The organism is Burkholderia sp. 4NA327C6, from assembly GCF_005502655.1.
Classification (GTDB): Bacteria; Pseudomonadota; Gammaproteobacteria; order Burkholderiales; family Burkholderiaceae; genus Burkholderia; species Burkholderia contaminans.
In genome coordinates, this window is the sequence record NZ_SCNZ01000012.1 from 38,997 (window position 1) to 65,176 (window position 26,180).

Consider the following 26,180-nt stretch of genomic DNA (forward strand, 5'->3'; position numbering starts at 1 on the left):
GGGGCGGTCACGCCGGGGCGGCGTCGCGCGCAGGCTGCGCGACACGGCCGGGGCGGCTTGAAAGGATGCGAAAGTTTAACATGACGACGAGCAGCAGCAGGATCGCGGCCCCGCCGTTGTGCGCAACGGCGACGGGCAGCGGCCACTGCAGCACGATGTTGGTCAGGCCCGTCACGAACTGCAGCAGGACGACCAGCAGCACGCCGTTCGCGGGCCGCCGCAGCGATTCGAAACGGCGCATCTTCAGCGCAAACGCGACCAGGTATGCGACCACGACGAACGCGAACGTGCGGTGCGTCCAGTGGATCGCGACCAGCGCGTCCTGCGTGATCGCTTCGCCGTCCTTCGTCATCCCGAGCGCGCGCCACAGGTGGAAGCCGTGCTGGAAGTCCATCGGCGGGATCCACTGGCCGTTGCAGGTCGGGAAGTCGGTACACGCGAGCACCGCGTAGTTGGTGCTCACCCAGCCGCCGAGCGCGATCTGCACGACGAGCAGCACGAGCGCCGCGAGCGCGGCCGCGCGATAGCGGCCGGCTTCGGGATCATGCGACGGCAGCGGCGTCTGCCGTGCCGCGAGCCAGCCGAGCGTGCCGAGCAGCGTGAGGCCGAGCAGCAGGTGAATCGTGACGATCACCGGCTGCAGCTTCATCGTGACCGTCCACGCGCCGAACGCGCCCTGCACGAGGATCAGCAGCAGCAGGCTCGTCGGCCACCACGGCGACACGTGCAGCGGGCGGCGGCGCAGCCGCGCGGACCACGCGATCACGACCTGCGCGATGATCAGCACGCCGATCGCCATCGCGAAATAGCGGTGGATCATCTCGATCCACGCCTTCGACATGCTGACGGGGCCCGTCGGCATCGCCTGGTGCGCGGCCGTGATCGCGGCGTGCGCGATGAACGGCGACGACGTGCCGTAGCAGCCGGGCCAGTCCGGGCAGCCGAGCCCCGAATCGGTCAGCCGCGTGAAGCCGCCGAACATCACCAGGTCGAGCGTCAGGAAGGTGGTGATCCACACCAGCTTGCGAAACTTGTTGTCGTCGGCCTTCACCCACACGTACGACAGCGGCAGCAGCGCGATGCAGAAGCCGATCAGGCCGAGTTGCAGTAGATACGCCATCGGTTCAATGCCTCTCGTCTTGCCTTAGCCGATGCTCGACCACTTCAGCAGCTTCGTCACGTCCGACTTGATCTTGCTGGGGTTCGGATCCTTCGGGAAGCGCATCATCAGGTTGCCGTTCGGGTCGACCATGTAGATGTGGTCGCTGTCCTTCGTGCCCGCGTCGGCCGGCAGCCACGCGGCCACCGCGGCCGGATCGGCGACGAGACGGCGCGTGTCCGGGTACGCGTCCAGCACCTTCTGCGGCGTCGCGCCCGCATCGCTGCGCAGCCACACCATCGTGAGCCGGTGCCGCTCGCCTGCCTGCGTGACGCGGATCTGGCGCATGAAATAGAGCTTCTTCACGCAGGCTTCGTCGCACGCGCTGCTGTCGGTCATCACGAACAGCCACACGCCGCGCAGCGACGACAGCGGCACGGTCTTGCCGGTTTCGTCGGTTACCTGCAGATCCGCGGGGATCGGGCGCTGCGGCTCGATCAGCGTGCCGTAGTTGGTCGAGCCGCCCTTCGGCTTGATCACGTAATAGGTGAAGTACGACGCGATCATCGGCGCGGCGCACACGAGACCCAGCAGCACGAGCATCCAGCGGCCGCGCTTGCGGGCCGCAGGCGACGGCGCAGCGGCCGGACCCTGACGGGAAGATTGCATGGACAAATCAGACCTCTCGAAACGAACCCGCGGCGCCGGCGCCGCGTCCTGGCATGGCACTCACGCGCCGGCCGACTTCTTCGCCGCACGCCGCGCGGCGTACAGGCCGAAGCCGAGCGCGGCCGCCGCCATCGCCCACCACTGAAACATGTAACCGTAATTGCGCTCGACGCCGGTCGTCGCCGCCGGCCAGTCGCGCACGAGCTTGTCGCCGTCGTCGCTCGTCTGCTGGATCACGAACGGCTGCAGCGGCAGCCCCGTTTCCTTCGCATATGCGGCGACGTCCAGGTTCTGCCGGATCTTCTGGTGCGCGGCCGACCCGCCTTCGCCGAGCTCGAACGCGCGCGACGCGTCAGCACGCGCGATGCCCACGATCTCGACGTCGCCCGCGGGCGTCGCGAACGGCTCGATCGCCGTGCGATCGGAAATATTGCGCGGCAGCCAACCGCGGTTCACGAGCACGACGCCGCCGCCCGTGAGTTTAAACGGCATCACGACGTAAAAACCCGGCTGGTCGTTATACGGCCGATTGTCGAGAAACACGGCTTGCTCGGGCACGAAACGGCCCTTCGCACGCACGCGATGAAACTCGATCGACGCGAGCGGCATCGGCTGCGCGCCGACGTCGACGGGCGCCGCCTGCTCGTAGCGCTCGATGCTCGCCTGCAGCGCTTCCTTCTGGTGCGCGCGCTCGCGCTGCCAGAAACCGAGACGGATCGTGACCGCGACGACGACGAGGATCAGCAGCGCGGGCAGCCAGCGGATCTTCATCATGCGGCCCGCCCGGCACATGCTGACAAGCGAGGTGCGATAATTATCCTCTTCCTTTCGAATTGCCGTCGTCCGGTTCGTGTCATGCACATACTCGTTCCCATCGCCTTCGTCCTCATCATTGCCAGCATGGGCTCGGCGCTCTACTTCATGATGCACGACCGCGGCCATACGAAACGCATGGTCTGGTCGCTCGCCACCCGCGTCGGGCTGTCGGTGTCGCTGTTCCTGCTCATCCTGATCGCGAACTGGATGGGCTGGATCCATTCGACCGGCCTGCCGATCGGGCGTTGACCGATTTGCCGCCGCGGCCGCTGTGACATTTCGCCACATGGCCGCCGCACCAAGCAAAAGCGCCGCCTGACTGAGTCGCGGCGGCGCCCGGAGGGTGAAGGCCGGCAGTCACGCTGCCCGGCCGACCCAATGAAAACGGCCCGCGCATTGCTGCGCGGGCCGTTGTTCCATTTACAGCCAGTAGACGACGACGTACAGGCCGAGCCAGACGACGTCGACGAAGTGCCAGTACCACGCGGCGCCTTCGAATGCGAAGTGGTGATCGGGCTTGAAGTGGCCGCGGATCATCCGCACCAGCACCACTGCGAGCATCGTGCCGCCGAGGAACACGTGGAAGCCGTGGAAGCCGGTCAGCAGGAAGAACGTCGAACCGTACACGCCCGAGTTCAGCGTCAGGTTCAGTTCGTTGTACGCGTGGTAGTACTCGAAGCCCTGCAGGAACAGGAAGCAGATACCGAACACGAGCGTCGCGGCGAGCCACGCGATCGCCTTCTTGCGATGATCGTCACGCAGCGCGTGGTGCGAGATCGTCAGCGTGACGCCCGACGACAGCAGGAACGCGGTGTTCAGCGTCGGGATCGGCCACGGGCCCATCGTCTTGAAGTGACCGGCGAGCGCGGCGGGGCCTTCGTTCGGCCACACGGCGGAGAAGTCCGGCCAGATCAGCTTGTAGTCGAGGCTGCCGAGCTGGTGCAGCGCGATTTCACGCGCATAGAACAGCGCGCCGAAGAACGCGCCGAAGAACATGACTTCCGAGAAGATGAACCAGCTCATGCTCCAGCGGTACGACTTGTCGACGTTCTTGCCGTAATGACCGCCTTCCGATTCGGCGATCGCGTCGCCGAACCAGTGATACAGCGTGAAGAGCAACCACAGCAGGCCGAGCAGCGCCGTAAACGGCGCCCAGTCGTGACCGTTGATCCACAGCGCTGTCGATCCGAGCATGACCAGCAGGCCGATGGCCGCGCTGATCGGATGCTGCGACGGATGCGGCACGAAATAGTACGGGGTCTGGTTTTGACCGCTCATGCTTGATTCTCCACTTCTGTCCAATTTGTGTACCGGAAACCGCTCCGGCTTTATTTCTTGCGCGGCGTGACCACCGCCGCTCCTTCCTGCACGCGCCGCCGTGGCGCCGCGCACTGCATTCTTCTTTCGTGGCCGCGGGCTTCAGCCCACGACGGCACGCACGATCAGGATCAGCACGCCGATGAACACACCGGCTGCCAACAACGCGACGATCAGCACGTGCAGCGGATTGAGCTGCGTCGCGTCGGCCTCCAGGTCGCGCCGCTTGCGCACCCCGAAGAACGACCACAGCACCGCTTTCAATGCCTGGCCGAACGACCCGCCCCGCTTGTCCCCCGTCATCGCCCCGCCTCCGTCGTCATGCATCCGGCTTCGCCGCGCCCTGCGCCGCGGTCTTGCCCGGCGCCGGCGCCGGCGTGGCCGGCGTATTCAGCTCGAAGAACGTGTACGACAGCGTGATCGTCTTCACGTCCTTCGGCAGTTTCGGATCGATCACGAACACCACCGGCATCTTGCGCGACTCGTTCGCGGCCAGCGTCTGCTGCGTAAAGCAAAAGCACTCGATCTTCTTGAAGAACTCCGTCGCCTGCTTCGGCGCGTAGCTCGGAATCGCCTGGGCGACGACCGGCCGGCCCTGCCCGTTCGTCACGTCGTACACGATCGTCGTCAGCTCGCCCGGATGCACGTCGAGGCTGTTGTGCTCCGGCTTGAAACCGAGCGGGCCGCGCGCGTTCGCATCGAACTCGATCGACACCGTACGGCTGGTATCGACCTGCGAATTCTTCACCTCGCGCTCGCTGACATCGCGCTGCACCAGGTTGTTGATGCCGGTGATCTGGCAGATCGCCCGATACATCGGGATCAGCGCAAAGCCGAAACCGAACATCAGCCCGGCCACGACGAAGAGCTTCACCAGCATCGAACGATTGAACGCGCGATCGACGGCGCCCTCTTCCGGCTTCGACATACGACAACTTCCTCGCTACTGCGTCTGTTGCTGCATCAGTGAGTGGACAGCCACCACTGCTTGATCACGACACCCACAAAAAAAACGGCGGCGATGACGAGCAGGATGAGGCCGAGCCGCTTGTTGCCCGCGCGGATCTGCTCGGGCGTTCGTCTTTGTTGTGGATTCCGGTTCATCTGACACTTCGGTTCGGCGCCCGCCGCGCCGGCCTGCGCGGCAGGCAGCGGCGGAGCGCACTGTGAAACTTACTCGACGTGCGGCGGTTGCTCGAACGTGTGGAAGGGAGCCGGGCTCGGCACCGTCCACTCGAGGCCCGTCGCGCCATCCCACGGCTTGTCCGACGCCTTTTCCAGCTCGCCGCCGCCACGGTAGGCCGGCAGCGCGACCGCGAACAGGAAGTACACCTGCGCGAGGCCGAAGCCGAATGCGCCGATCGTCGCCACCTGGTTGAAGTCCGTGAACTGCGCCGGGTAGTCCGCGTAGCGACGCGGCATGCCGGCGAGACCGACGAAGTGCATCGGGAAGAACGTCAGGTTGAAGAAGATCATCGACGCCCAGAAGTGGATCTTGCCGCGCGTCTCGTTGTACATCCAGCCCGTCCACTTCGGTGCCCAGTAGTACCAGCCCGAGAACAGCGCGAACAACGAGCCGGCCACCAGCACGTAGTGGAAGTGCGCCACCACGAAGTAGGTCCCGTGATACTGGATGTCGAGCGGCGCCATCGCGAGCATCAGGCCCGTGAGACCACCGAACGTGAACACGAACAGGAAGCCGATCGCGAACAGCATCGGGGTTTCGAACGTCATCGAGCCGCGCCACATCGTCGCGAGCCAGTTGAACACCTTCACGCCCGTCGGCACCGCGATCAGCATCGTCGCGTACATGAAGAACAGCTGGCCGGTGACCGGCATGCCCGTTGCGAACATGTGGTGCGCCCAGACCATGAACGACAGGATCGCGATCGAGGCCGTCGCGTACACCATCGAGCTATAGCCGAACAGCGTCTTGCGTGCGAACGCCGGGATCACCTGCGACACGATCCCGAACGCCGGCAGAATCATGATGTACACCTCGGGGTGGCCGAAGAACCAGAAGATGTGCTGGTACATCACCGGATCGCCGCCGCCTGCCGCGTTGAAGAACGACGTGCCGAAGTGGCGGTCGAACAGCACCATCGTGATCGCGCCTGCCAGAACCGGCATCACCGCGATCAGCAGGTAAGCGGTGATCAGCCACGTCCACGCGAACATCGGCATCTTCATCAGCGTCATGCCCGGAGCGCGCATGTTCAGGATCGTCACGACGATGTTGATCCCGCCCATGATCGACGATGCGCCCATGATGTGGACCGCGAAGATCGCGAAGTCCATGCCCGGGCCCATCTGCGTCGACAGCGGCGCGTAGAGCGTCCAGCCGGCGGCCGTCGCGCCGCCCGGCGCGAAGAACGAACCGACCAGCAGCACGGCCGCGACCGGCAGCAGCCAGAAGCTGAAGTTGTTCATCCGCGCGAACGCCATGTCGGAGGCGCCGATCTGCAGCGGAATCATCCAGTTCGCGAAGCCGACGAACGCCGGCATGATCGCACCGAACACCATGATCAGGCCGTGCATCGTCGTGAGTTCGTTGAAGAACTCCGGACGCATGATCTGCAGGCCCGGTTCGAACAGCTCGGCCCGGATGGCGAGCGCCATCACGCCGCCCGACAGGAACATGATGAACGAGAACAACAGGTACAGCGTACCGATGTCCTTGTGGTTGGTGGCGAACAGCCAGCGCCGCCAGCCGTGCGGCATTTCGTGCGCGTGGTCGTCGTGCGCGTGGTCCGCGGCTACGTCGTGCCCGATGCTAGACATGAGAATCTCCTAATGCGAATACGTCGACTAACTCAGCGACACGTCAAGCCGCCGGGCCGATCTCGACACGCCGGGCTTCCTTCGCGTCAGCCCCGCCCGTGATCGTTTCCGGCTTTTTGAGAATAATGTGGTCTTCCGCCACGCCTGCTGCCTTCAGCGCGTCGCGCACGGCTTGCGCGCGATGCTTCGCCAGTTCGGCGTTCGCGTCGGCCGAGCCCGTCTTGTCGGTAAAGCCCGACAGCGCGAGCTTCGCGTCCGGATGCGCCTTCGCATAGTCGGCCGCGGCGGCGATCGCCGCCTTCGCGTCGGCCGGCAGCACGCTCTTGCCCGTCTCGAAGTAGATCGTCGACAGTGCGGCCGAGGCCGCTGCGGCCGGCTGCTCTGCGCCCGACGCGGCTTGCGCCGCCGCCGAAGCGGCTTCCGCCGGTGCCGCTGCCGCTGCGCCCGCCGCGTCTTCCGGCATCTTGCCGTTACGCGCGTCGGCCACTTGCTTCGGCTGCAGCAGGTCGTTCTTGTGGTTGCCCCACGAATTGCGTTCGTACGTGATGACCGACGCGATGTCGAGATCCGACAGCGACGCCCAGGACGGCATCGCGCCCTTGCCGTGCAGCACGCGCTCGACGTGGCCGGCGATCGGGCCGTTCACGATCGGGCTGCCGTCCATGGCCGGGAACGCGCCGAGGCCCTTGCCGCTCACCTGATGGCAGGCCGCGCAGTTCGCCTTGTAGACCTCCTCGCCGTGCGCGACGAGTTCAGCCATCGTGTAGACCTTGTTCGGATCGACTGCGGCGCTGGCCAGCTTGGCCTTCTGCGCGGTGACCCACTTCGCGTAGTCGTCATCCGACAGGACTTCGACCACGACCGGCATGTACGCGTGCTCCTTGCCGCACAGCTCGGTACAGAAACCGCGGAACGTACCGACCTTGTCGGCCTTGAACCACGTGTCGCGCACGAAGCCGGGGATCGCATCCTGCTTCACGCCGAACGCGGGCACGTACCACGAGTGGACGACGTCGTTCGCGGTCGTGATGATGCGGATCTTCTTGTTGACCGGCACGACGAGCGGGTTGTCGACTTCCTGCAGATAGGTGTCGGTGATCGGCTTCTTGCCCATCACTTCGTCACGCGGGGTGCTGAGCGTCGACAGGAAGCCGATGCCCTCGCCCGGGCCCTTCACGTAGTCGTAGCCCCACTTCCACTGGTAGCCGGTGACCTTGATCGTGAGATCGGCGTTCGTCGTGTCCTTCATCGCGACGACGGCCTTCGTCGCCGGCAGCGCCATCAGCACGACGATGACGAACGGCACGATCGTCCAGATGATCTCGACGGTCGTGCTTTCATGGAAATTGGCGGCCTTGTGGCCCTTGGATTTGCGGTGCGCGAAGATCGAATAGAACATCACGCCGAACACGCCGACGAAGATCACCGTACACAGGATGAGCATCATCGTGTGGAGATCGTAGAGCTCCTCGGCGATCTTCGTGACAGGCGGCTGAAAGTTGATCTCGTTGACACGGGGGCCGCCCGGGCTATCACCGACCGCCAGGGCCGCACCGGCAAAGAGCAATCCGCTGCATGCCAGCACGCCCGCGAGGGCTCGCTTGATTGTTTTCATAGCATCCTTACCCAAAATTTCCATTCAAACCCTCCCCCGTCGCAAGCTACCGGCCCTATCCGCCGGTGCCCGCGCCTCGTCAGCCGCAGCGCCTGAGCGATACGCGCAGTTCGTCGGCGAACTGCGCGCGCTTGTACTGCGCGAGATGCTGCCCGATTACGACGGTCTGCCCGCGCGATACCAGCCGAATCGGATCGCGTGGCGTCGCACCCGGCTCGACCCGCACCCAGCGCGGGTTGAATTCGATCTGCGTGAGCCGCTCCGCATCCATCCGCTCGATCACGAGCCGGTGCGGATACAGCCTGATGCGTTCGTAATCGACCGCATGGCGAGCATAGATCGCAAATGCGACACCCACAGCCAGCAACTCGATTCCGGTGAAGGGCATGACGAGCCAAGCCCCTTGCCACATCAGCAATGTCGCAATCACCAGCGAGAAGCCCGCGAGCGACGCGTAAAACAGCACGAACTGGCGCGGCGACGCCGAACAGTTGCGTTTCATGAGCCAGTCTTCGAGGACCGGCTCGCCGTTCGTCGTCTCCGCCAAAACCCTCGCTGCTTCCATCGCCGCCTCACGCGAATGGCATGCGATGCATGCCTGCATCGGACTCGTCGCCCCGTATTGCGGGGACCCCGGGACGACAAGCTGACGCATTATAGGCGGGTTCAATGGCATCCACAAGCAAGCGACTATCGGCCCGGGAGCCAAGCGCGACAAGCTTTCCGGCCATTTCAGGCGACAATTCGACCCCGCTTTGCGCCGCTAATTTCAGACATAACAAAACCCCTCTTTACCGCTTTACCGATTCTTCGGACGCCCCTTTCCGATGTCCTCGATGCGCACGATCCCGTGCCCTTCGGCGGTCGTGCGCGGCACGGCCTTCCACGCGTGGCCGTAGATCACTTCGAACGTCAGCGGAATCGTGCCGTCCGCGCGCCGGCGGGCCTCCAGCGCGTCGTCGAGCGCCGCGCGAAAGCGCCGCGTCGCGCGCTGCGGCGCGTCGCGGTCGAACGGATAGGCGCCCCAGCGGCGCACGTCGGCCAGCAGGGAGCCGGGGGATTTGTAGGTGACGGTCAGCACTTCCTGATCCATCACGGGAATCTCGAAGCCGCTCTCGACGAGCATGTCGCCGAGGTCGTGCATGTCGACGAAATCGATCACGCGCGGGGCGGGCGGCGCCATGCCGAGTGCCGCTTCGGCGTCCGCGCAGGCCGCGCGCAGCTCGCGCAGCGTATCGGGGCCGAGCGTGCTGAACATCAGCAGCCCGTTCACGCGCAGCACGCGCTGCCATTCGGGCAGCACCGCGTCCGGGCGCGAATGCCAGTGGAGCGCAAGATTCGACCAGATCAGGTCGAACGCGCCGCCCGGGAACGGCAGCGCGGCAAAATCGGCCTGCGCGACGCGCGGGCCGCGCTGGCCCAGTGCGCGGCCGAGAGAGGCCGGCAGCCAGCGGCGCCAGCTCGCCTGCTCGACCTCGCGCTGCCCCGCTTGCGCGAGCATCGCGCCGGACAGGTCGACGCCGAATACGGGCGCCTCGGGAAAGCGCGCGCGCAGCGCCGGCAGGTCGTCGCCCGGGCCGCAGCCCGCGTCCAGCACGGCTGTGGGGCTCACCTTGATGTATTCGAGGCGCTCGTTCATGCGCTGCGCGATCTCGCGCGGCAGGAACGCGACCGCATCGAACGTGGCGGCACGGCGGTCGAAGATCCGCCGCAGGCGCCTTGCGTCATTGGCCGGACGGCCGGTTGAAGTCGAAGCTGGGGACATGTCGGGCACACTGGCGAAGAGCCCGAAGTATACTCGCTCGCCCCGCGGGCTTCATTGAGGCGGGGTGTCAGGAGTGTTGCGATGATCCGCAGTTCCGCCCGACGCACGATGCGCGTCGCTTTGTCGCAGGTTCGCGCGCTGGCAGCGCGCGTCGCCGCGGTCGCGCTGCCGAATCGCTGCGCACTGTGCGGCAATTTGTCACACGCCGTGATTTGCAGCGCTTGCGACGCCGCTTACTGGAACGAAGCGCGGCTGCGCTGCGACCTCTGCGCGCTGCCGCTGGGCATCGGGCCACCGCGTTTGCCCTCGCAACGCGGCGGCGCTCGCAACGGCCGCGTTACCGCATACCGGTGCGACGCGTGCCGCGCGGCGCCGCCGCCATTCGATGCGACGCTCGCGCTGGCGGATTACTGCGCGCCGCTCGACGGGCTCGCACGCGGCCTGAAGTTTCACCGGAAACTCGCGCTCGGCACCGAATTCGCCGCGCGGCTCGCCCGGTTGGTCGACGATACGCCCGGCGCCGGCGGCTTCGACCTGGTGGCACCGGTGCCGCTGTCGCACCGGCGGCTCGTCGCGCGCGGCTACAACCAGGCGTGGGCGATCGCGCGCCCGCTCGCGCGGCGGCTCGGCGTGCGCGCCGATGCTGCGCTGCTCGCGCGGGTCGCCGATACCGCGCCGCAGTCGCGGCTCGACCGGCACGCACGGCGCGACAACGTGATGGCAGCATTCGCGGTGGCGGGTGGCGTCGCCGGCCGCCACGTCGCGCTCGTCGACGACGTGATGACGTCCGGCGCGACGCTTGCGGCCGCCGCGCACGCGCTGAAGGCGGCGGGCGCCGCGCGCGTGACGAATCTGGTTGCGCTGCGCACCGCCAGGGATTAATTAGATAGAGAGGCCAGCCGCCCGAACACGGCGGCGGCCGCCACGAACCGGCCGGCCGGGAACGCGCACATGGCGCCGCCCCGGCCGGCCCAGCCAGACCGAAACATGTTCAACGTCGTCCTCGTCGCTCCCGAAATTCCGCCGAACACCGGCAACGTGATCCGCCTGTGCGCCAACACGGGCGCGCGCCTGCACCTGATCGAGCCGCTCGGCTTCCCGCTCGACGACGCGCGGATGCGCCGCGCGGGCCTCGACTATCACGAGTATGCGCAGATGCGCGTGCACCGCGACTGGGATGCGTTCATCGCGGCGGAAACGCCCGATCCCGCGCGGATGTTCGCGTTCACGACGCGCGGCTCGGGCCGCTTCCACGATCATGCGTTCCTGCCCGGCGACTGGTTCGTGTTCGGCTCGGAAACGCGCGGCCTGCCCGCCGAGCTGCTCGAGCGCTTCCCGAACGAACAACGCGTACGCCTGCCGATGCGGCCGGACAACCGCAGCCTGAACCTGTCGAACACGGTCGCGGTGGTCGTGTTCGAGGCGTGGCGCCAGGCCGGCTTCGAAGGCGGCGCATGACGCTTGCGCGGCGCACCCGGAACCGCGAGGCGCGTCACGCCCGCGCGAGCCGTGCGCGATACAGGTCGTAAATGTCGGGAGAAAAGCACGCGAACACCACGCGTGCGAGGTTCGGCGCCTGCGGCAGCATTTCGGCGACGGTGCCGACCGCGATCTCGACGGCTTCCTCGGCCGGATAGCGATAGATGCCGCAACTGATCGCCGGGAACGCGATCGACGTTGCCGCGACCTCCTCGGCCAGCTCGATCGCGCGCCGGTAGCAGGACGCAAGCAGATCCGCCTCGCCGCGCCCGCCGCCGTACCACACGGGCCCGACCGCGTGGATCACATAGCGCGCCGGCAACCCGTGGCCGCGCGTGAGCTTGGCGTCGCCCGTCTCGCAGCCGCCGAGCGTGCGGCACTCGGCAAGCAGGCCGGGGCCGGCCGCGCGGTGGATCGCACCGTCGACACCGCCCCCGCCGAGCAGCGAACCGTTCGCGGCGTTGACGATCGCGTCGACATCGAGCGTCGTGATGTCGACGACCTGCGCATCGAGCGTGGTGGAATGGATCTGCAGCATGACAACCTCCCGGAACGCCGGAGACTGTTCAAGCGTAGCGCGCTTTGACGCCGGGCGCCGCGCGCCCGACGCGAACGCGGCGCCGAACCGCGTTACTCGGCGCGCGCGTCGCGCCGCAGCAGGCCGCTGACGGCGTCGCGCGGCGCGATGCCGTCGAACAGCACGCCGCACACGGCTTCGGTGATCGGCATTTCGATCGACTGCGCGCGCGCGATGGCCAGCACGGCCTGTGCGCAGCGCACGCCTTCGGCCACGTGGCCGAGCGCGCCGAGGATATCGTTCAGCGTGCGGCCGGCCGCCAGTTGCAGGCCGACCGTGCGGTTGCGCGACAGGTCGCCCGTGGCGGTGAGGATCAGGTCGCCGAGGCCCGTGAGGCCCGTGAAGGTTTCCGCTCGCCCGCCGAGCGCGACACCGAGCCGCGACATTTCGGCGAGGCCGCGCGTAATCAGCGCGGCGCGCGCGTTCAGCCCGAGGCCGAGACCGTCGGCGATGCCGGTCGCGATCGCGAGCACGTTCTTCACCGCGCCGCCGACCTCGACGCCGACCACATCGTCGCCCGTATAGATCCGCATCGCGCCGTGATGGAACGCGGCGAGCGTGCGCTCGCGGCATTCGGCGGACGTGCTCGCCACCGTCAGCGCGACGGGCAGCGACTGCCCGACTTCGCGAGCGAAGCTCGGCCCCGACAGCACGCCGTTGCTGTGCTGTTCGGGCAACTCGGCCGCGATCACCTGGTGCGGCAGCAGATGCGTGTCGGCCTCGAAGCCCTTGCAGACCCAGACGACATGCGCAGGCACGCAGCCTGCGTCGCGCATCGCGTGACACAGCGTGCGCAACCCGGCCACGGGCGCGGCGATCACGCACAGTGCGTCGTCCGCGGCGCCATGCGCGAGCGCGGCGCCGAGATCGGCGTCGTAGCGCAACGCGTCAGGCAGCACGATGCCGTCCAGATAGCGGGAATTTTCGTGCCGGGCCTGCAGCCCGGCGATGAGCGCGGCGTCGCGCGCCCACAGAAGCGTATCGTGCCGCGCGGCCAGATGGCCCGCGAGCGCGGTGCCCCAAGCACCGGCGCCGAGAACGGCTACTTTCATACCCAGCACCGGTCCTCCGAGTGAAACGTCAGTTCAGCGTCGTGCCATTCGGTGCGCCTGCTGCGGCACCGGCCTGCTGCTGAAGCTGCGCGAGGCGTTGTTCGTACAGCGCCTGGAAGTTGATTTCCGCCAGGTGGATCGGCGGGAAGCCCGCACGCGTGATCGCGTCGGCGATGTTCGAACGCAGGTACGGGAACAGGATCGTCGGGCATGCGATGCCGACGAGCGGGTCGAGCTGTTCGTCCGGAATGTTGCGGATGTCGAAAATGCCGGCCTGCTTCGCTTCGATCAGGAACGCGACCTTGTCCTTCACCTTCGCGGTGACGGTGCCCGACACGACGACTTCGAACACGCTTTCCGCAAGGCGGTCGGCCTTGACGTCGACTTCGACTTCAACCGACGGCATGTCCTGCTCGAGGAAGATCGCCGGCGAATTCGGCTGCTCGAGCGACATATCCTTCAGGTAGACGCGCTGGATGTTGAAGAACGGTTGGTTTTCGACGTCGGACATGGTGTTTCCCTAAAAGTGGTGACGGGGCGGCCCGGCTTCTCGCCGGCCGCCACGGATGAATCCTGCGCGCCCAATCCGCGGCGCGGCCGGCGGCCATTCTGCCCTAATCAGGCCGCTTGCAGAAGCGGGACGAGCCCGCCTTCGCGGTCGAGCTTCGACAGATCGTCGTAACCGCCGACGTGCGTGTCGCCGATATAGATCTGCGGCACCGTGCGGCGCCCCGTGCGCGTCATCATTTCGTCGCGGCGGGCCGGATCGCGGTCGATCAGCACCTTCTCGATCTGCTCGACACCGCGCAGCTTCAGCAGGCGCTCGGCCTGGATGCAATACGGACACACCTGCGTGCTGTACATCAAAACCTTGTTCACTTCGCCACTCCTTGTTTGACGACCGGCATCCCGGCCTGCTGCCAGGCGGCCACGCCGCCCTCGAGCACGTGCACCTCGGCGTAACCCGCCGCCTCGACCTCGCGCGCCGCCTTCTGCGACTGCTGGCCGTTCTGGCAGACGAGCAGCACCGGCGTGCTCTTGTTCTTCGCGACCTGCACGATCTTCGTGCCGATCTCGCCCGCCGCGACCTGGCGCGCCGACGGCAGGTGGCCGGCAGCGAAATCGGCCGGCGCGCGCACGTCGATCACGACCGCGTTGCGGCGGTTGATGAGTTGCGTCGCCTCTGCGGCGGACAGGCCGCCGCGGCCGCGGCGCAGCGCGGGCCAGGCCAGCAGGCCGCCGGATACCACCAGGATCGCGATAAGGGCCAGGTTGGTGTAATTGGTAAAGAACGTCACGGAATTCCGCCGGAAAAAGAGAAATCGGATGAGGACAATCCCGCCATTATAAAATAACCGTCTTGCGCGATGGCGGGCCCGGGTCGGGTCCTGCACGACGCGCCACCGCTTCCTTCACTACCGACCGCAAGATCCATGTACAAACTCGTTCTCATCCGCCACGGCGAATCGACGTGGAACAAGGAAAACCGCTTCACCGGCTGGGTCGACGTCGACCTGACCGAGCAGGGTCGCAACGAGGCCTACCAGGCCGGCGAATTGCTCAAGGAGGCCGGCTACACGTTCGACATCGCGTACACGTCGGTGCTCAAGCGCGCGATCCGCACGCTGTGGCACGTGCAGGACAAGATGGACCTCATGTACCTGCCGGTCGTCCATTCGTGGCGCCTGAACGAGCGCCACTACGGCGCGCTGTCGGGCCTGAACAAGGCGGAAACGGCCGCGAAGTTCGGCGACGAGCAGGTGCTCGTGTGGCGCCGCAGCTACGACACGCCGCCGCCCGCGCTCGAGCCGACCGACGAACGCGCGCCGTTCAACGACCCGCGCTACGCGAAGGTGCCGCGCGAGCAGCTGCCGCTCACCGAGTGCCTGAAGGACACGGTCGCGCGCGTGCTGCCGCTGTGGAACGAGTCGATCGCCCCGGCGGTCCGCGCCGGCAAGCAGGTGCTGATCGCCGCGCACGGCAACTCGCTGCGCGCGCTGATCAAGTACCTCGACGGCATCTCGGACAGCGACATCGTCGGCCTGAACATCCCGAACGGCGTGCCGCTCGTGTATGAGCTCGACGAGAACCTGAAACCGATCAAGCACTATTACCTCGGCGACCAGGACGCGATCGCACAGGCGCAGGCCGCCGTCGCGAAGCAGGGCAAGGCGGGCTGACGCCCGTCGGCCGGGCGAGCCGGGCGGGCGGCGTCCGCTGCGGCCCGTCCGGCCCCGCCTCAGGCCCTTGTCGCGAGCGCCGCGCGAACCTTCGCGGCGCCGGCGCTGTCGAATCCGCTTTCGAACCCGCAGCGCATCCGGCGGCGCCCGCCGGGCCGGCTCCGGGCCTGTTCGACGCTTTTCGCGCCGTTCCACTGAGTTATCGGACGAACAGTTATACTTGTCCGCTACATCATCCCCGCTACCGCCACGCGCTTCCCGACCGCACCAGATCTCTATGCGAATGAAATTGAAGAACATCGGCCTGATTGCCGCGGGCCTCGCCACGGGCGTGTTCGCCACGCTGCAGGTTTCCGCATCGGCCGAGCAGACCGCCACGGCGCCGCTTCCCCTCGACCAGCTCCGCCTGTTCGCGGAAGTCTTCGGACAGATCAAGCGCGAGTACGTCGAACCGGTCGACGACAAGAAGCTGCTGACGGCCGCGATCAAGGGCATGGTGTCGAGCCTCGACCCGCACTCGTCGTTCCTCGACAAGACCGACTATGACGAGCTGCAGGAGCAGACGAAGGGCCGCTTCGCGGGTCTCGGCATCGAGATCTCGCAGGAAGACGGCCTCGTCAAGGTGATCTCGCCGATCGAGGATACCCCCGCGTTCCGCGCCGGCATCCGTCCGGGCGACCTGATCACCCGCATCAACGACAAGCCGGTGCGCGGCATGACGCTCGACAAGGCCGTGAAGCAGATGCGCGGCGAGCCGGGCACCAAGGTCACGCTGACGATCTTCCGCAAGAGCGACGACCGCACGTTCCCGGTCACCGTCACGCGCGCGATCATCAAGGTCCAGAGCGTGAAGATGAAGATCCTCGATCCGGGCTATGCCTATGTCCGCATCACGAGCTTCCAGGAGCGCACGACACCCGATCTCGCCCAGAAGCTGCAGGACATCGCACGCCAGCAGCCGAACCTGAAGGGCCTCGTCCTCGACCTGCGCAACAACGGCGGCGGCCTGCTGCAGAGCGCGGTCGGCGTGGCCGGCGCGTTCCTGCCGCCCGACTCCGTCGTCGTGTCGACCAACGGCCAGATCGCCGATTCGAAGCAGGTCTACCGCGATACGTACGACAACTATCGCCTGCCGTCCTTCGATGGCGATCCGCTGAAGAACCTGCCGCCGGTGTTCAAGACCGTGCCGATGATCGTGCTGACGAACGCCTATTCGGCGTCCGCGTCGGAAATCGTCGCCGGTGCGCTGCAGGATTCGAAGCGCGCGCAGATCATGGGCAAGACGACGTTCGGCAAGGGTTCGGTGCAGACGGTCCGCCCGATGACGGCCGACACCGCGCTGCGCCTGACCACCGCGTACTACTACACGCCGAGCGGCCGTTCGATCCAGAACAAGGGCATCACGCCGGACGTGCCGGTCGACCAGTACGCGGATGGCGATCCGGACGACGTGCTCGTGACGCGCGAGGTCGACTACACGAACCACCTGGCGAACACGCAGGATCCGAACGAGAAGAAGGAACAGGAAGACCGCGAGCAGCGCCGGATGGATCAGCTGCGCGTGCTTGAGGAGCAGAACGACAAGAAGACGCCGGAGCAGCGCCAGAAGGATCGCGATCGCAAGCCGATCGAGTTCGGCAGCGCCGACGACTTCATGATGCAGCAGGCGCTCAACAAGCTCGAAGGCAAGCCGGTCCAGGAATCGAAGTCGCTGCTCGCCGAAAGCACGAAGGGCCCGGCCGGCAAGGCCGCCACGGCCTCGAAGGCATCGGGCGCCAGCGCGAAGCCGGCTTCCGCACCGAAGCCCGCGTCGGCGCCGAAGTAAGCGCCGGCCGGCATCCGACGGGCCATCGCGGGAAGACCGCGATGGCCCGTTTTTCATGCGCGCCTAAAATAACGACACATACGCCGCCTCGCCACGACTCCCCATGAACGACGATCAACTCCTTCGCTACTCCCGTCACATCCTCGTCGACGAAATCGGCATCGAGGCACAGCAGCGCTTTCTCGATGCGCATGCGATCGTCGTCGGCGCGGGCGGCCTCGGCTCGCCCGCCGCGATGTACCTCGCGGCATCGGGCGTCGGTACGATCACGCTCGTCGACGCCGATACGGTCGATCTCACGAACCTGCAGCGGCAGATCCTGCACGTGACGGCTTCGGTCGGCCGCCACAAGGTCGAATCGGGGCGCGACGCGCTCGCGCAGCTGAACCCCGAGGTGAAAGTGCACGCGGTCGCGGAGCGTGTCGACGATGCATGGCTCGACGCGCACGTGCCGCACGCGAGCGTCGTGCTCGACTGCACCGACAACTTCGCGACGCGGCACGCGATCAACCGCGCCTGCGTCGCGCATGGCGTGCCGCTCGTATCGGGCGCCGCGCTGCGCTTCGACGGGCAGATCAGCACGTTCGACTTCCGCGACCCGGCCGCGCCCTGCTACGCGTGCGTGTTTCCGGAAGACCAGCCGTTCGAGGAAGTCGCGTGCGCGACGATGGGCGTGTTCGCGCCGACGGTCGGGATCATCGGCGCGATGCAGGCCGCCGAGGCGCTGCGCGTGATCGGGGAAATCGGCAAGACGCTCAACGGGCGCCTGATGATGCTCGATTCGCTGCGGATGGAATGGACGACGATGAAAATCGCGCGCCAGGCCGACTGCCCCGTGTGCGGGGGCCGGCACTGACGCGCGACGGGCATGCGCCCGGCGGCGCATGCATGGTGACACTTCGCTACGATTAGCGCAGACGCGGGCGCCTGCTACGCAGCCGCATCCGCGCGCGGCTCCGCCACCGACAGGCGCTGCAACGCGGCTTGCACTTCCTCCGGCTCGAACGCGGCGAGCACGTCGGCCGTCGGCTTTTCGAGCGCCTTCAGGTGGGCGCGCAGGATCTCCTGCTTCACGACCAGCAACTGGCTCGGGTGCATCGAGAACTCGGTGAGCCCCATCCCGAGCAACAGACGCGTGAGCGCCGGGTCCCCCGCCATTTCCCCGCATACCGACACGGACACGCCCGCGCGCTTCGCTTCGCGCAACGTATAGGCGATCAGGTGCAGCACGGCCGGATGCAGCGGGTCGTACAGGTGCGCGACCGCGTTGTCCGCGCGGTCGATCGCGAGCGTGTACTGGATCAGGTCGTTCGTGCCGATCGACAGGAAATCGAACCGCTTCAGGAACAGCGGCAGCGCGATCGCCGCGGCCGGGATCTCGATCATCGCGCCGATGCGCACGTTCGGGTCGTACGAGAGCCCCGCGTCGTCGAGCTGGCGCTTCGCCTCGCGGATCAGGTCGAGCGTCTGGTCGATCTCCTGCGCGTGCGCGAGCATCGGGATCAGGATCTTCACCTGGCCGAACGCGGACGCGCGCAGGATCGCGCGCAACTGCGTGAGGAACATCTGCGGCTCGGACAGGCTCCAGCGGATCGCGCGCAGGCCGAGCGCGGGGTTCGGCGCCGTCTCGTAGCCTTCGTCGAGCGCCTCGAGCGGCTTGTCCGCGCCGACGTCGATCGTGCGGATCGTCACCGGCATGCCCTTCATCCACTCGACAGCCCGCTTGTACGCGGCGAACTGCTCCTCCTCCTCCGGCATCTCCTTCTGATGCATGAACAGGAACTCGGAACGGAACAGGCCGACGCCGACCGCGCCGGCCTCGACGGCCGCCTTCGCGTCGTCGGGCAGCTCGATGTTCGCGTACAGCTCGATCTTGGTGCCGCACAACGTTTGCGTCGGCGAGAACTTCAGGCGCTGCAGCTTGCGTTGCTCCAGCAGCTTCTCGGACTGCCGGTACGAATATTCCTCGAGGACGATCGGCGCCGGATCGACGATCACGATGCCCTGGTCGCCGTCGACGATGATCAGGTCGTCCTGGCGAATCAGCGCGCTCGCATGCTGCACGCCGACCGCGGCCGGAATGCCGAGGCTGCGCGCGACGATCGCCGTGTGCGACGTGCGCCCGCCGAGATCGGTGACGAACGCCTGGAACGACTGCGACTTGAACTGCATCATGTCGGCCGGCGCGATGTCGTGCGCGACGACGATCATCTCGTTCGTGCCGTTCTTGGCCGCACGGTCGAGCGCCTGCGACGCGGACGGTGCGCCGGCGAGCGCCTTCAGCACACGCTCGACCACCTGCTCGATGTCGGCCTTGCGCTCACGCAGGTATTCGTCCTCGATATCGTCGAAGTGGCGCGTGAGCAGCTCGAGCTGCTCGGTCAGCGCCCACTCGACGTTGTAGCGGCGCGTGCGGATCAGGTCGATGGTTTCCTGCACGAGCATCTCGTCGCTCAGGATCATCGCGTGGACGTCGATGAATGCGCCGACTTCGCTCGGCGTGTCGTCGGTCAGGTCGGCGCGCAGCGCTTCGAGTTCGTGATGCACGACCTCGAGCGCGGTGCGGAAGCGCTCGACCTCCGCATCGATCTGGTTTGCCTCGACCAGGTAATGGGCGACGTCGAGCGCCGCCGGCGCGATCAGATACGCTCGCCCGATCGCGATACCACGTGAGACGGGAATGCCATGCAGCGTGAAGGACACGCGCACCTCCTCTGTACAAGTAAAGCCGCGGCACACTGCTGCGATGCGCTTATGACCCCGGTTAGCGATTATAAATTCCGCGACTCCCCGCTGACTGCATGCACCGCAGCATTGCGCATTCCGCATCAATGCTTCCGACGAAAAAAATGCCGCGGAATTCGCGGCATTCTGACTGGAAACGGCAACGATCCCGCGCGAGGATCACTGGCCTTCGCCGAACTTGTCGGCGATCAGCTTCAGCAGCGCGTCCATCGCTTCCCGCTCGTCGGGCCCTTCGGTCTCGATCGTCACGGTGCTGCCGATGCCGGCCGCCAGCATCATCACGCCCATGATGCTCTTCGCATTGATCTTGCGCCCGTTGCGTGTCATCCAGACTTCCGACTGGAAGTTGCCGGCCAGTTGCGTAAGCTTGGCCGATGCGCGCGCATGGAGCCCCAATTTATTGACGATGGTGGTTTCTTGTTGAAGCATGATTCTCGGTCGGGTCGGTCGGGACCGCCGGCGGCGCGCGCAGGCGGGTCGGTCTAAAACGGAAAACGGAGGCTCAGTGCGATTCGGTGCGCGGCTGCGGTTCGGGCGGAATCGGCGCGCACTGGCCGCAGCCGGTTTCGCTCGGCGGCGGCGGCGTGCCGGCCGACACCTCGTGCACGCCCTTCGCGCCGCCGGACAGCGCCTTGTCGACCAGCTTGTCGAGCGGCACGGTGCGGTAGCAGACGGCACGCACGAGCATCGGCAGGTTCACGCCCGCGAGCACGCGCACGTTGTCGAGCTTCGCGAGCTGGCCCGCGATGTTCGCGGGGGTCGCGCCGTACATGTCGGTCAGCACGACCACGCCGTTCTCTTCCCGGAGACGCGCGAGCTCCGCATGCGCGAACGCCATCACCTGGGTCGGGTCGCTGTCCGCCATCACGTCGATACAGCCGATGCGGGCGGGCACGCCGCCATAGATGTGCGCGATGCAGTCCCGCAGCGCGGTGGCGAGCGGGGCGTGCGCGATGATCAGGATCCCGGCCATGTCAGATCGCTCCCGGCCGCCCCTGGCGGGCCAATACCCCGCGGCGGGGCAATGAGCGTAGCGAGTGTGGGAAACGTTCCATGTTCAGCCTTGCAACAGTTTCGGCCCGACCGCCGGGCCTTGGGTGCGCGAGCGCGGCACCGGGCAAGCGGGCATTGTAGCAGGCCGGTCGAACTGCTCGGCGACGGGGGACCTGCGCGGCCGCCGCCGGGGTTGCGCGGGAAAGCAGCCTACGCGGCTGCCCGCTCCAGCGCGTCGATGAACATTGCGGCGACGTCGAAGCCCGTCTGCTCCATGATCTCGCGGAAGCACGTCGGGCTCGTGACGTTCACCTCGGTCAGCCAGTCGCCGATCGCATCCAGGCCGACCAGCAGCAACCCGCGTGCCGCGAGCACGGGCCCGAGCGTTTCGGCGATCTCGCGATCGCGCGCGGTCAGCGGCTGCGCCACGCCGAGCCCGCCCGCCGCGAGATTGCCGCGCACTTCGCTGCCCTGCGGAATCCGCGCGAGCGAAAACGGCACCGGTTCGCCCGCAATCAGCAGGATGCGCTTGTCGCCTGCCTTGATCTCCGGAATGAACTTTTGGATCATCAGCGAGCGCGTGCCGTCGTGGCCGAGCATCTCGATGATCGCGCCGAGATTCATCCCGTCGGCCTTCACACGGAACACGCCCATCCCGCCCATGCCGTCGAGCGGCTTGACGATCACGTCGCCATGCTCGGCGTGGAAGGCGCGCAGGCGCGCCGCATCACGCGTGACGAGCGTCGGCGCGACGAATTGCGGAAACTCGCCGATCGCGAGCTTTTCCGAGTGATCGCGGATCGACTGCGGCTTGTTGAACACGTGCGCGCCCGCCCGCTCGGCAAGCTCGAGCATCCACGTGGCCGTCACGTATTCCATGTCGAACGGCGGATCCTTGCGCATCAGCACCGCACCGAACGACGTCAGCGCACGGGATTCGTGCGCGGCCGCCTCGTACCACGGATGGCGGTGCAGATCGGCCGTATCGCCGACGATCGTCACGCGCTGCACGTCCGCCTCGACGCCCGAACCCGTCCACGCGAGCTGGTGCGGCTCGCATGCGTACACCGCATGCCCGCGCCGCGCCGCCTCCGCCATCATCGCGTAGGTCGAATCCTTGTAGATCTTGAAGCGCTCGAGCGGGTCGGCGATAAAGAGAATGTCCATGAGGTCCTGTACGTAGCGAAGGTCCGTTACACCTGGATGGCTTCGGGGTCGGTCTTTTCCAGTTCGATCGACGACGCGATCAGCGACAGCCGCGCGACGACGCCGTACATGTAGAAGCGGTTCGGCGGCGCGGCGCCCGGCTTCGCGCCCGCATCCGGCAGCGCGGTGTGCTCGAAGCCGAGCGGCACGTAGTGCATGCCGGGCGCGTTCAGGTTCTGGTCGCGCTCACGGCCGGCGTGCGTGCGGTAGAAGCCGCCGACCACGTAGCGGTCGATCATGTACACGACGGGCTCGGCGACTTCGTCGCCGACGCGCTCGAACGTATACACGCCTTCCTGCACGATCACGTCGCGCACCGCGAGGCCGGCCTTCGACTCGGCCATCTGCGTGCGCTCGGCCTTCGACATGCGGCCGATCTCGGCCGCATCGTGCACGGTCATCACGCCGCGCCCCGCCGTGCCCGCGTCGGCCTTCACGACGACGTACGGTTTCTCGCTGATCCCGTATTCGCGGTACTTGCGCGCGATCTTCTTCAGCACGCCGTCGATCGCATCGGCGAGCGCCTGCTCGCCTTCATGCGCCTGCCAGTCGACGCCTTCCACGTGCGCGAAATACGGATTCACCATCCACGGATCGACGCCGACCATCTTCGCGAACTTCTTCGCGACGTCGTCGTAGCACGAGAAATGCGTCGACTTGCGGCGCACGGCCCAGCCCGCGTGCAGCGGCGGCAGCAGGTACTGCTCGTGCAGGTTTTCCAGCACGGCCGGAATGCCGGCCGACAGGTCGTTGTTCAGCAGGATCGAGCACGGATCGAAATTCTTCAGGCCGAGGCGGCGCTGCGAACGCTCGAGCGGTTCGAGCACGATCTTCTGGCCGTCGGCCAGCGTGATCGGCGTCATGTCGGTGATGCTCGGGTCGAGCGAGCCGAAGCGCACGTTCAGGCCGGCCTGGCGCATGATCGTGGCGAGACGTGCGACGTTTTCGAGGTAGAACGCGTTGCGGGTCGGCAGCTCGGGAATCACGAGCAGGTTCTTCGCGTCCGGGCAGATCTTCTCGATCGCGGCCATCGCCGCCTGCACGGCGAGCGGCAGCACTTCGGACGGCAGGTTGTTGAACGCGCCGGGAAACAGGTTCGCGTCGACGGGCGCCAGCTTGAAGCCGGCGTTGCGCAGGTCCACCGAACAATAGAACGGCGGGGTGTGTTCCTGCCATTCGAGCCTGAACCAGCGTTCGATCGCAGGCGTCGCGTCGAGGATCTTCTGCTCGAGTTCGAGCAGCGGACCGTTCAACGCGGTAACGAGGTGGGGAACCATGAATCACTCGCGAGCGGGAGAATGAAGATTGTAGAGCAATTGCCCTGCCCATTTGGGGATTGTTCCCGGCTTCACAAGGATATGGAGGAAGTTTTCGGCTATTGACCCGATAGAGTGAAGGGTTATCCGCTACGGCAGCGCGTGACAGAAGAAAAAAAGCCCGCCGGGTGAGGCGGGCCCAAGTCGCTGCGCTCATTCATGGCGGGCGCCGTCGTCGCGGCGGCCCGCCGGTCATCCTTGTGACTTATTCGACATGCTCGCCGTGCAGGATCACGTCGAGGCCTTCGCGCTCTTCTTCTTCCGACACGCGCAGGCCGATCGTCAGGTCGATCAGCTTCAGCAGCACGAAGCTCAGCACGCCGCTGTAGACCAGCGTGATCAAGACGCCCTTCGCCTGCAGCAGCAGGCTGCCGTCGGCGCCGCCGATATCCTTGACCGCGAAGACGCCGGTCAGCAGTGCGCCGAGAATCCCGCCGATGCCGTGCACGCCGAACGCGTCGAGCGAATCGTCGTAGCCGAGCTTCGACTTGAGCCACGTCGCCGACCAGAAGCACACGACGCCCGCCGCGATACCGATCACGAGCGCGCCTGCCACGCCGACGAAGCCGGCTGCCGGCGTGATCGCCACCAGACCCGCGACCGCGCCCGACACGATGCCGAGCACCGACGGCTTGCCCTTCGCGATCCATTCGGCAAACATCCAGCCGAGCGCCGCGCACGCCGTCGCGACTTGCGTCGTCAGCATCGCGAAGCCGGCACGGCCGTCGGCCGCGACTGCGGAGCCCGCGTTGAAACCGAACCAGCCGACCCACAGCATCGAGCCGCCGATCATCGTCAGCACGAGGTTGTGCGGCGCCATCGATTCACGACCGTAGCCGACGCGCTTGCCGAGCACCAGGCACGACACGAGGCCCGCGATACCTGCGTTGATGTGCACCACCGTGCCGCCCGCGAAGTCGAGCACGCCGTCAGCCGACAGCCAGCCGGTCGGCTCCCACACCATGTGCGCGATCGGCACGTAGACGATCAGCGACCAGAGCGTCATGAACACGAGCATCGCCGAGAACTTCATCCGGTCGGCGAACGCGCCGCAGATCAGCGCCGGCGTGATGATCGCGAACGTCATCTGGTAGACGAAGTAGACCGATTCGGGAATCGTCGGTGCCAGGTGGCTGACGGTCAGCGTCGTCGCCTTGTCGCCGTGGATGTAGTTCATGCCGTGCAGGAACGCGCGCGACAGGCCGCCGATGAAGCCGCTGCCCGGCGTGAACGCGAGGCTGTAGCCGACCACCGTCCAGAGCACCGTGATCACCGCGGTGATCGCGAAGCTCTGCATCACGGTCGCGAGCACGTTCTTCTTGCGGACCATGCCCGCGTAGAACAGCGCGAGGCCGGGGATCGTCATGAACAGCACGAGCGCGGTGGACGTCAGCATCCACGCGGTGTCGCCCGCGCTGATCTTCGACGAATCGACCGAGAACGGGGCGGTCGGCGCAGCGGGAGCGGCCGGTGCCGAAGCAGCGGCGGCAGCCGACGCGTCGGTGGCGCCCGAGGCCGGTGCGGCGGCAGCGGCGGTTGCGGAGGCGTCGGTGGCAGCCGGTGCCGAAGCGGCCGGCGCGGCAGCAGCCGATGCGTCGGAAGCCGTTGCGGCGGGCGCGGACGCAGCCGCGGCGGACGCCGCGTCGTCGGCGAGCGCGGAGCCGACGCCGGCCGCGATCAGCGAGCCGGCCATCAGCAGGGACATCAGAAGTTTGCGCATCTTGGGTTTCCTCTTGTCGCTTGTCTTGTCTGTTCTGTTACAGCGCGTCAGCGCCGGTCTCCCCGGTGCGAATCCGGATCACTTGCTCGATGGGCGTGACGAAGATCTTGCCGTCGCCGATCTTGCCGGTGCGCGCGGCCCGCTCGATCGCTTCCACCGCCTGGTCGACGAGATCGTCCGACACGGCCGCCTCGATCTTCATCTTCGGCAGGAAATCGACCACGTATTCGGCGCCGCGGTACAGCTCGGTATGCCCCTTCTGGCGCCCGAACCCTTTCACCTCCGTCACCGTGATGCCCGAGACGCCAAGCGCCGACAGCGCTTCGCGCGTCTCATCGAGCTTGAACGGCTTGATGATTGCGGTAATGAGTTTCATGAAGTCCTCTCGCAGAGTTGTCCCGTCGAATTGGTTGGAATGTTGTAACGGACTCTTCTCAGCAACTCGCATGCCAAGTCGGTTCGAGCACCGTTTCAAAGGGCTTCATCAAGGGGTCGCATCGCGCGATGTAAGGCGCGGAAGCCCGGCCGAATGGCCAACGTGGCCCGGTTTGCTGGCGCGGCGAAAGGATCGTTGCTAGAGTGCACGCACGTCCCGGATCGCCGGGGCATTCACCCATGCGGGCGCCATGCCCGGAATTCGCGCTCCGGGCGCACCATTTCCGGTCATGCGTGCATCATGGGCACGTACGCAACTGAAGATGCACATTTTTTGTGCAAGGAAGGGGAATCACATGAAGCAACCCAGCGACGTTTTCAACGATCTGCAGTCGCGCGTCAGCGATCTGCTGAAAAACTCGCCGGCCAAGGACGTCGAGCGCAACGTGAAGGCCATGCTGTCGCAAGGCTTCTCGAAACTCGATCTCGTCACGCGCGAGGAATTCGACACGCAGGCGCAGGTGCTCGCCCGCACCCGCGTGCGCCTCGAGGAGCTCGAGAAACGCGTCGCGGAACTCGAGCAGAAGCTCGCCGCGCCGCAAGCCTGACGCCCTGCCCGGCCGCAAGGTCCGGGCGCGGGCCGCCTCGCG

The 26,180-nt window shown here is 66.6% G+C and carries 30 protein-coding genes; 7 read left to right on the forward strand and 23 right to left on the reverse strand.

From position 1 onward, the window contains the following. Positions 1–7 precede the first annotated feature (7 nt). Genes FFS49_RS14505 through FFS49_RS14515 form a run of 3 tightly spaced genes read right to left on the reverse strand, consistent with a single transcriptional unit; the run spans position 8 to position 2,539 of the window. Positions 8–1,120 (reverse strand): COX15/CtaA family protein, encoded by a 1,113-nt coding sequence (locus FFS49_RS14505; RefSeq protein WP_039346192.1) that lies wholly within the window; start codon positions 1,118–1,120, stop codon positions 8–10. Positions 1,121–1,144: 24 nt separating this feature from the next. Then, the gene (locus tag FFS49_RS14510; protein WP_039346194.1) at positions 1,145–1,768 is read right to left on the reverse strand and encodes a cytochrome c oxidase subunit I; all 624 of its coding nucleotides are present in this window, start codon (positions 1,766–1,768) and stop codon (positions 1,145–1,147) included. Between the two features lie 60 nt (positions 1,769–1,828). Next, on the reverse strand, positions 1,829–2,539 hold the full coding sequence (locus FFS49_RS14515) for an SURF1 family protein (protein WP_039346516.1): 711 nt from the start codon (positions 2,537–2,539) through the stop codon (positions 1,829–1,831). 84 nt (positions 2,540–2,623) lie between these two features. On the opposite strand from FFS49_RS14515, the gene FFS49_RS14520 reads away from it, so the two are divergent. After that, positions 2,624–2,833: a twin transmembrane helix small protein gene (locus FFS49_RS14520; RefSeq protein ID WP_011353273.1), complete on the forward strand. Its 210-nt coding sequence runs from the start codon at positions 2,624–2,626 to the stop codon at positions 2,831–2,833. 171 nt (positions 2,834–3,004) lie between these two features. On the opposite strand, the gene FFS49_RS14525 is transcribed toward FFS49_RS14520, so the two are convergent. The 8 genes from FFS49_RS14525 to FFS49_RS14555 all read right to left on the reverse strand — a co-directional run bounded on the left by FFS49_RS14525 (position 3,005) and on the right by FFS49_RS14555 (position 10,062). Beyond that, on the reverse strand, positions 3,005–3,862 hold the full coding sequence (locus FFS49_RS14525) for a cytochrome c oxidase subunit 3 (RefSeq protein ID WP_039346195.1): 858 nt from the start codon (positions 3,860–3,862) through the stop codon (positions 3,005–3,007). A 141-nt stretch (positions 3,863–4,003) separates the two neighbouring features. Next, a complete protein-coding gene (locus FFS49_RS14530; protein WP_046544361.1) occupies positions 4,004–4,204 on the reverse strand; it encodes a DUF2970 domain-containing protein in 201 nt (66 codons plus the stop codon). A 16-nt stretch (positions 4,205–4,220) separates the two neighbouring features. Next, positions 4,221–4,829 (reverse strand): cytochrome c oxidase assembly protein, encoded by a 609-nt coding sequence (locus FFS49_RS14535; RefSeq protein WP_039346202.1) that lies wholly within the window; start codon positions 4,827–4,829, stop codon positions 4,221–4,223. Positions 4,830–4,864: 35 nt separating this feature from the next. Next, entirely contained in the window at positions 4,865–5,005 is a 141-nt protein-coding gene (locus tag FFS49_RS41975) for a cytochrome oxidase small assembly protein (protein WP_027789063.1), read from the reverse strand. 69 nt (positions 5,006–5,074) lie between these two features. Beyond that, positions 5,075–6,682, reverse strand: coding sequence for a cytochrome c oxidase subunit I (ctaD, locus tag FFS49_RS14540; RefSeq protein WP_031401318.1), 1,608 nt, complete (start codon positions 6,680–6,682; stop codon positions 5,075–5,077). Between the two features lie 43 nt (positions 6,683–6,725). Next, a complete protein-coding gene (coxB, locus tag FFS49_RS14545; RefSeq protein ID WP_105816769.1) occupies positions 6,726–8,321 on the reverse strand; it encodes a cytochrome c oxidase subunit II in 1,596 nt (531 codons plus the stop codon). A 55-nt stretch (positions 8,322–8,376) separates the two neighbouring features. Next, the gene (locus tag FFS49_RS14550) at positions 8,377–8,901 is read right to left on the reverse strand and encodes a DUF2244 domain-containing protein (protein ID WP_046196288.1); all 525 of its coding nucleotides are present in this window, start codon (positions 8,899–8,901) and stop codon (positions 8,377–8,379) included. Positions 8,902–9,096: 195 nt separating this feature from the next. Next, positions 9,097–10,062, reverse strand: a complete 966-nt coding sequence (locus FFS49_RS14555) for a methyltransferase domain-containing protein (RefSeq protein WP_039346210.1) — start codon at positions 10,060–10,062, stop codon at positions 9,097–9,099. A gap of 81 nt (positions 10,063–10,143) precedes the next feature. Here FFS49_RS14555 and FFS49_RS14560 point away from each other — a divergent pair, with 81 nt between their 5' ends. Continuing rightward, positions 10,144–10,944, forward strand: coding sequence for a phosphoribosyltransferase family protein (locus FFS49_RS14560; protein WP_105816768.1), 801 nt, complete (start codon positions 10,144–10,146; stop codon positions 10,942–10,944). A gap of 105 nt (positions 10,945–11,049) precedes the next feature. Then, a complete protein-coding gene (gene trmL, locus FFS49_RS14565; RefSeq protein ID WP_021164234.1) occupies positions 11,050–11,520 on the forward strand; it encodes a tRNA (uridine(34)/cytosine(34)/5-carboxymethylaminomethyluridine(34)-2'-O)-methyltransferase TrmL in 471 nt (156 codons plus the stop codon). Positions 11,521–11,554: 34 nt separating this feature from the next. On the opposite strand, the gene FFS49_RS14570 is transcribed toward trmL, so the two are convergent. The 5 genes from FFS49_RS14570 to FFS49_RS14590 all read right to left on the reverse strand — a co-directional run bounded on the left by FFS49_RS14570 (position 11,555) and on the right by FFS49_RS14590 (position 14,468). Continuing rightward, the gene (locus FFS49_RS14570) at positions 11,555–12,079 is read right to left on the reverse strand and encodes an O-acetyl-ADP-ribose deacetylase (RefSeq protein ID WP_047852252.1); all 525 of its coding nucleotides are present in this window, start codon (positions 12,077–12,079) and stop codon (positions 11,555–11,557) included. Positions 12,080–12,171: 92 nt separating this feature from the next. After that, positions 12,172–13,170 (reverse strand): NAD(P)H-dependent glycerol-3-phosphate dehydrogenase, encoded by a 999-nt coding sequence (locus FFS49_RS14575; RefSeq protein WP_039346225.1) that lies wholly within the window; start codon positions 13,168–13,170, stop codon positions 12,172–12,174. A gap of 28 nt (positions 13,171–13,198) precedes the next feature. Beyond that, positions 13,199–13,681 carry a protein-export chaperone SecB gene (gene secB / locus FFS49_RS14580; RefSeq protein ID WP_011353285.1) on the reverse strand — a complete coding sequence of 161 codons (483 nt, stop codon included), beginning with the start codon at positions 13,679–13,681 and terminating at the stop codon, positions 13,199–13,201. A 107-nt stretch (positions 13,682–13,788) separates the two neighbouring features. Further along, on the reverse strand, positions 13,789–14,049 hold the full coding sequence (gene grxC / locus FFS49_RS14585; protein WP_039346228.1) for a glutaredoxin 3: 261 nt from the start codon (positions 14,047–14,049) through the stop codon (positions 13,789–13,791). Further along, entirely contained in the window at positions 14,046–14,468 is a 423-nt protein-coding gene (locus tag FFS49_RS14590; RefSeq protein ID WP_105816767.1) for a rhodanese-like domain-containing protein, read from the reverse strand. The genes grxC and FFS49_RS14590 overlap by 4 nt, the downstream gene beginning before the upstream one ends. A gap of 135 nt (positions 14,469–14,603) precedes the next feature. Between FFS49_RS14590 and gpmA the strand changes: the two genes are divergently transcribed. From gpmA to moeB, 3 genes are all read left to right on the forward strand, one after another. Then, entirely contained in the window at positions 14,604–15,350 is a 747-nt protein-coding gene (gene gpmA / locus FFS49_RS14595; RefSeq protein WP_012329275.1) for a 2,3-diphosphoglycerate-dependent phosphoglycerate mutase, read from the forward strand. A gap of 277 nt (positions 15,351–15,627) precedes the next feature. Continuing rightward, on the forward strand, positions 15,628–17,175 hold the full coding sequence (locus tag FFS49_RS14600; RefSeq protein ID WP_039346234.1) for a S41 family peptidase: 1,548 nt from the start codon (positions 15,628–15,630) through the stop codon (positions 17,173–17,175). A 103-nt stretch (positions 17,176–17,278) separates the two neighbouring features. Next, the gene (moeB, locus tag FFS49_RS14605) at positions 17,279–18,031 is read left to right on the forward strand and encodes a molybdopterin-synthase adenylyltransferase MoeB (protein WP_039346236.1); all 753 of its coding nucleotides are present in this window, start codon (positions 17,279–17,281) and stop codon (positions 18,029–18,031) included. A 74-nt stretch (positions 18,032–18,105) separates the two neighbouring features. Here moeB and ptsP read toward each other — a convergent pair whose 3' ends face one another. From ptsP to FFS49_RS14640, 7 genes are all read right to left on the reverse strand, one after another. Continuing rightward, the gene (gene ptsP / locus FFS49_RS14610) at positions 18,106–19,878 is read right to left on the reverse strand and encodes a phosphoenolpyruvate--protein phosphotransferase (protein WP_039346522.1); all 1,773 of its coding nucleotides are present in this window, start codon (positions 19,876–19,878) and stop codon (positions 18,106–18,108) included. Between the two features lie 201 nt (positions 19,879–20,079). Next, positions 20,080–20,349 carry an HPr family phosphocarrier protein gene (locus FFS49_RS14615; protein ID WP_006477716.1) on the reverse strand — a complete coding sequence of 90 codons (270 nt, stop codon included), beginning with the start codon at positions 20,347–20,349 and terminating at the stop codon, positions 20,080–20,082. A 73-nt stretch (positions 20,350–20,422) separates the two neighbouring features. After that, positions 20,423–20,893, reverse strand: a complete 471-nt coding sequence (locus FFS49_RS14620) for a PTS fructose transporter subunit IIA (protein ID WP_039346239.1) — start codon at positions 20,891–20,893, stop codon at positions 20,423–20,425. Positions 20,894–21,123: 230 nt separating this feature from the next. Beyond that, complete coding sequence (gshB, locus tag FFS49_RS14625; RefSeq protein WP_039346241.1) at positions 21,124–22,080, reverse strand: glutathione synthase; 957 nt, start codon at positions 22,078–22,080, stop codon at positions 21,124–21,126. Between the two features lie 26 nt (positions 22,081–22,106). Further along, positions 22,107–23,396: a glutamate--cysteine ligase gene (gshA, locus tag FFS49_RS14630; RefSeq protein WP_105816766.1), complete on the reverse strand. Its 1,290-nt coding sequence runs from the start codon at positions 23,394–23,396 to the stop codon at positions 22,107–22,109. Positions 23,397–23,640: 244 nt separating this feature from the next. Further along, the gene (locus tag FFS49_RS14635; RefSeq protein WP_071335128.1) at positions 23,641–25,155 is read right to left on the reverse strand and encodes an ammonium transporter; all 1,515 of its coding nucleotides are present in this window, start codon (positions 25,153–25,155) and stop codon (positions 23,641–23,643) included. Between the two features lie 37 nt (positions 25,156–25,192). Beyond that, positions 25,193–25,531: a P-II family nitrogen regulator gene (locus FFS49_RS14640; protein ID WP_006398175.1), complete on the reverse strand. Its 339-nt coding sequence runs from the start codon at positions 25,529–25,531 to the stop codon at positions 25,193–25,195. Between the two features lie 355 nt (positions 25,532–25,886). Here FFS49_RS14640 and FFS49_RS14645 point away from each other — a divergent pair, with 355 nt between their 5' ends. After that, entirely contained in the window at positions 25,887–26,138 is a 252-nt protein-coding gene (locus FFS49_RS14645) for an accessory factor UbiK family protein (RefSeq protein WP_006489451.1), read from the forward strand. Positions 26,139–26,180 lie beyond the last annotated feature (42 nt).

What these genes read in the sequence shown, in the direction of transcription:
- FFS49_RS14505 (WP_039346192.1), bottom strand. Translation starts at nt 1,120, where the DNA reads ATGGCGTATCTACTGCAACTCGGCCTGATCGGCTTCTGCATCGCGCTG.
- FFS49_RS14510 (WP_039346194.1), bottom strand. Translation starts at nt 1,768, where the DNA reads ATGCAATCTTCCCGTCAGGGTCCGGCCGCTGCGCCGTCGCCTGCGGCC.
- FFS49_RS14515 (WP_039346516.1), bottom strand. Translation starts at nt 2,539, where the DNA reads ATGAAGATCCGCTGGCTGCCCGCGCTGCTGATCCTCGTCGTCGTCGCG.
- FFS49_RS14520 (WP_011353273.1), top strand. Translation starts at nt 2,624, where the DNA reads ATGCACATACTCGTTCCCATCGCCTTCGTCCTCATCATTGCCAGCATG.
- FFS49_RS14525 (WP_039346195.1), bottom strand. Translation starts at nt 3,862, where the DNA reads ATGAGCGGTCAAAACCAGACCCCGTACTATTTCGTGCCGCATCCGTCG.
- FFS49_RS14530 (WP_046544361.1), bottom strand. Translation starts at nt 4,204, where the DNA reads ATGACGGGGGACAAGCGGGGCGGGTCGTTCGGCCAGGCATTGAAAGCG.
- FFS49_RS14535 (WP_039346202.1), bottom strand. Translation starts at nt 4,829, where the DNA reads ATGTCGAAGCCGGAAGAGGGCGCCGTCGATCGCGCGTTCAATCGTTCG.
- FFS49_RS41975 (WP_027789063.1), bottom strand. Translation starts at nt 5,005, where the DNA reads ATGAACCGGAATCCACAACAAAGACGAACGCCCGAGCAGATCCGCGCG.
- ctaD (WP_031401318.1), bottom strand. Translation starts at nt 6,682, where the DNA reads ATGTCTAGCATCGGGCACGACGTAGCCGCGGACCACGCGCACGACGAC.
- coxB (WP_105816769.1), bottom strand. Translation starts at nt 8,321, where the DNA reads ATGGAAATTTTGGGTAAGGATGCTATGAAAACAATCAAGCGAGCCCTC.
- FFS49_RS14550 (WP_046196288.1), bottom strand. Translation starts at nt 8,901, where the DNA reads ATGCAGGCATGCATCGCATGCCATTCGCGTGAGGCGGCGATGGAAGCA.
- FFS49_RS14555 (WP_039346210.1), bottom strand. Translation starts at nt 10,062, where the DNA reads ATGTCCCCAGCTTCGACTTCAACCGGCCGTCCGGCCAATGACGCAAGG.
- FFS49_RS14560 (WP_105816768.1), top strand. Translation starts at nt 10,144, where the DNA reads ATGATCCGCAGTTCCGCCCGACGCACGATGCGCGTCGCTTTGTCGCAG.
- trmL (WP_021164234.1), top strand. Translation starts at nt 11,050, where the DNA reads ATGTTCAACGTCGTCCTCGTCGCTCCCGAAATTCCGCCGAACACCGGC.
- FFS49_RS14570 (WP_047852252.1), bottom strand. Translation starts at nt 12,079, where the DNA reads ATGCTGCAGATCCATTCCACCACGCTCGATGCGCAGGTCGTCGACATC.
- FFS49_RS14575 (WP_039346225.1), bottom strand. Translation starts at nt 13,170, where the DNA reads ATGAAAGTAGCCGTTCTCGGCGCCGGTGCTTGGGGCACCGCGCTCGCG.
- secB (WP_011353285.1), bottom strand. Translation starts at nt 13,681, where the DNA reads ATGTCCGACGTCGAAAACCAACCGTTCTTCAACATCCAGCGCGTCTAC.
- gpmA (WP_012329275.1), top strand. Translation starts at nt 14,604, where the DNA reads ATGTACAAACTCGTTCTCATCCGCCACGGCGAATCGACGTGGAACAAG.
- FFS49_RS14600 (WP_039346234.1), top strand. Translation starts at nt 15,628, where the DNA reads ATGCGAATGAAATTGAAGAACATCGGCCTGATTGCCGCGGGCCTCGCC.
- moeB (WP_039346236.1), top strand. Translation starts at nt 17,279, where the DNA reads ATGAACGACGATCAACTCCTTCGCTACTCCCGTCACATCCTCGTCGAC.
- FFS49_RS14615 (WP_006477716.1), bottom strand. Translation starts at nt 20,349, where the DNA reads ATGCTTCAACAAGAAACCACCATCGTCAATAAATTGGGGCTCCATGCG.
- FFS49_RS14620 (WP_039346239.1), bottom strand. Translation starts at nt 20,893, where the DNA reads ATGGCCGGGATCCTGATCATCGCGCACGCCCCGCTCGCCACCGCGCTG.
- gshB (WP_039346241.1), bottom strand. Translation starts at nt 22,080, where the DNA reads ATGGACATTCTCTTTATCGCCGACCCGCTCGAGCGCTTCAAGATCTAC.
- gshA (WP_105816766.1), bottom strand. Translation starts at nt 23,396, where the DNA reads ATGGTTCCCCACCTCGTTACCGCGTTGAACGGTCCGCTGCTCGAACTC.
- FFS49_RS14635 (WP_071335128.1), bottom strand. Translation starts at nt 25,155, where the DNA reads ATGCGCAAACTTCTGATGTCCCTGCTGATGGCCGGCTCGCTGATCGCG.
- FFS49_RS14640 (WP_006398175.1), bottom strand. Translation starts at nt 25,531, where the DNA reads ATGAAACTCATTACCGCAATCATCAAGCCGTTCAAGCTCGATGAGACG.
- FFS49_RS14645 (WP_006489451.1), top strand. Translation starts at nt 25,887, where the DNA reads ATGAAGCAACCCAGCGACGTTTTCAACGATCTGCAGTCGCGCGTCAGC.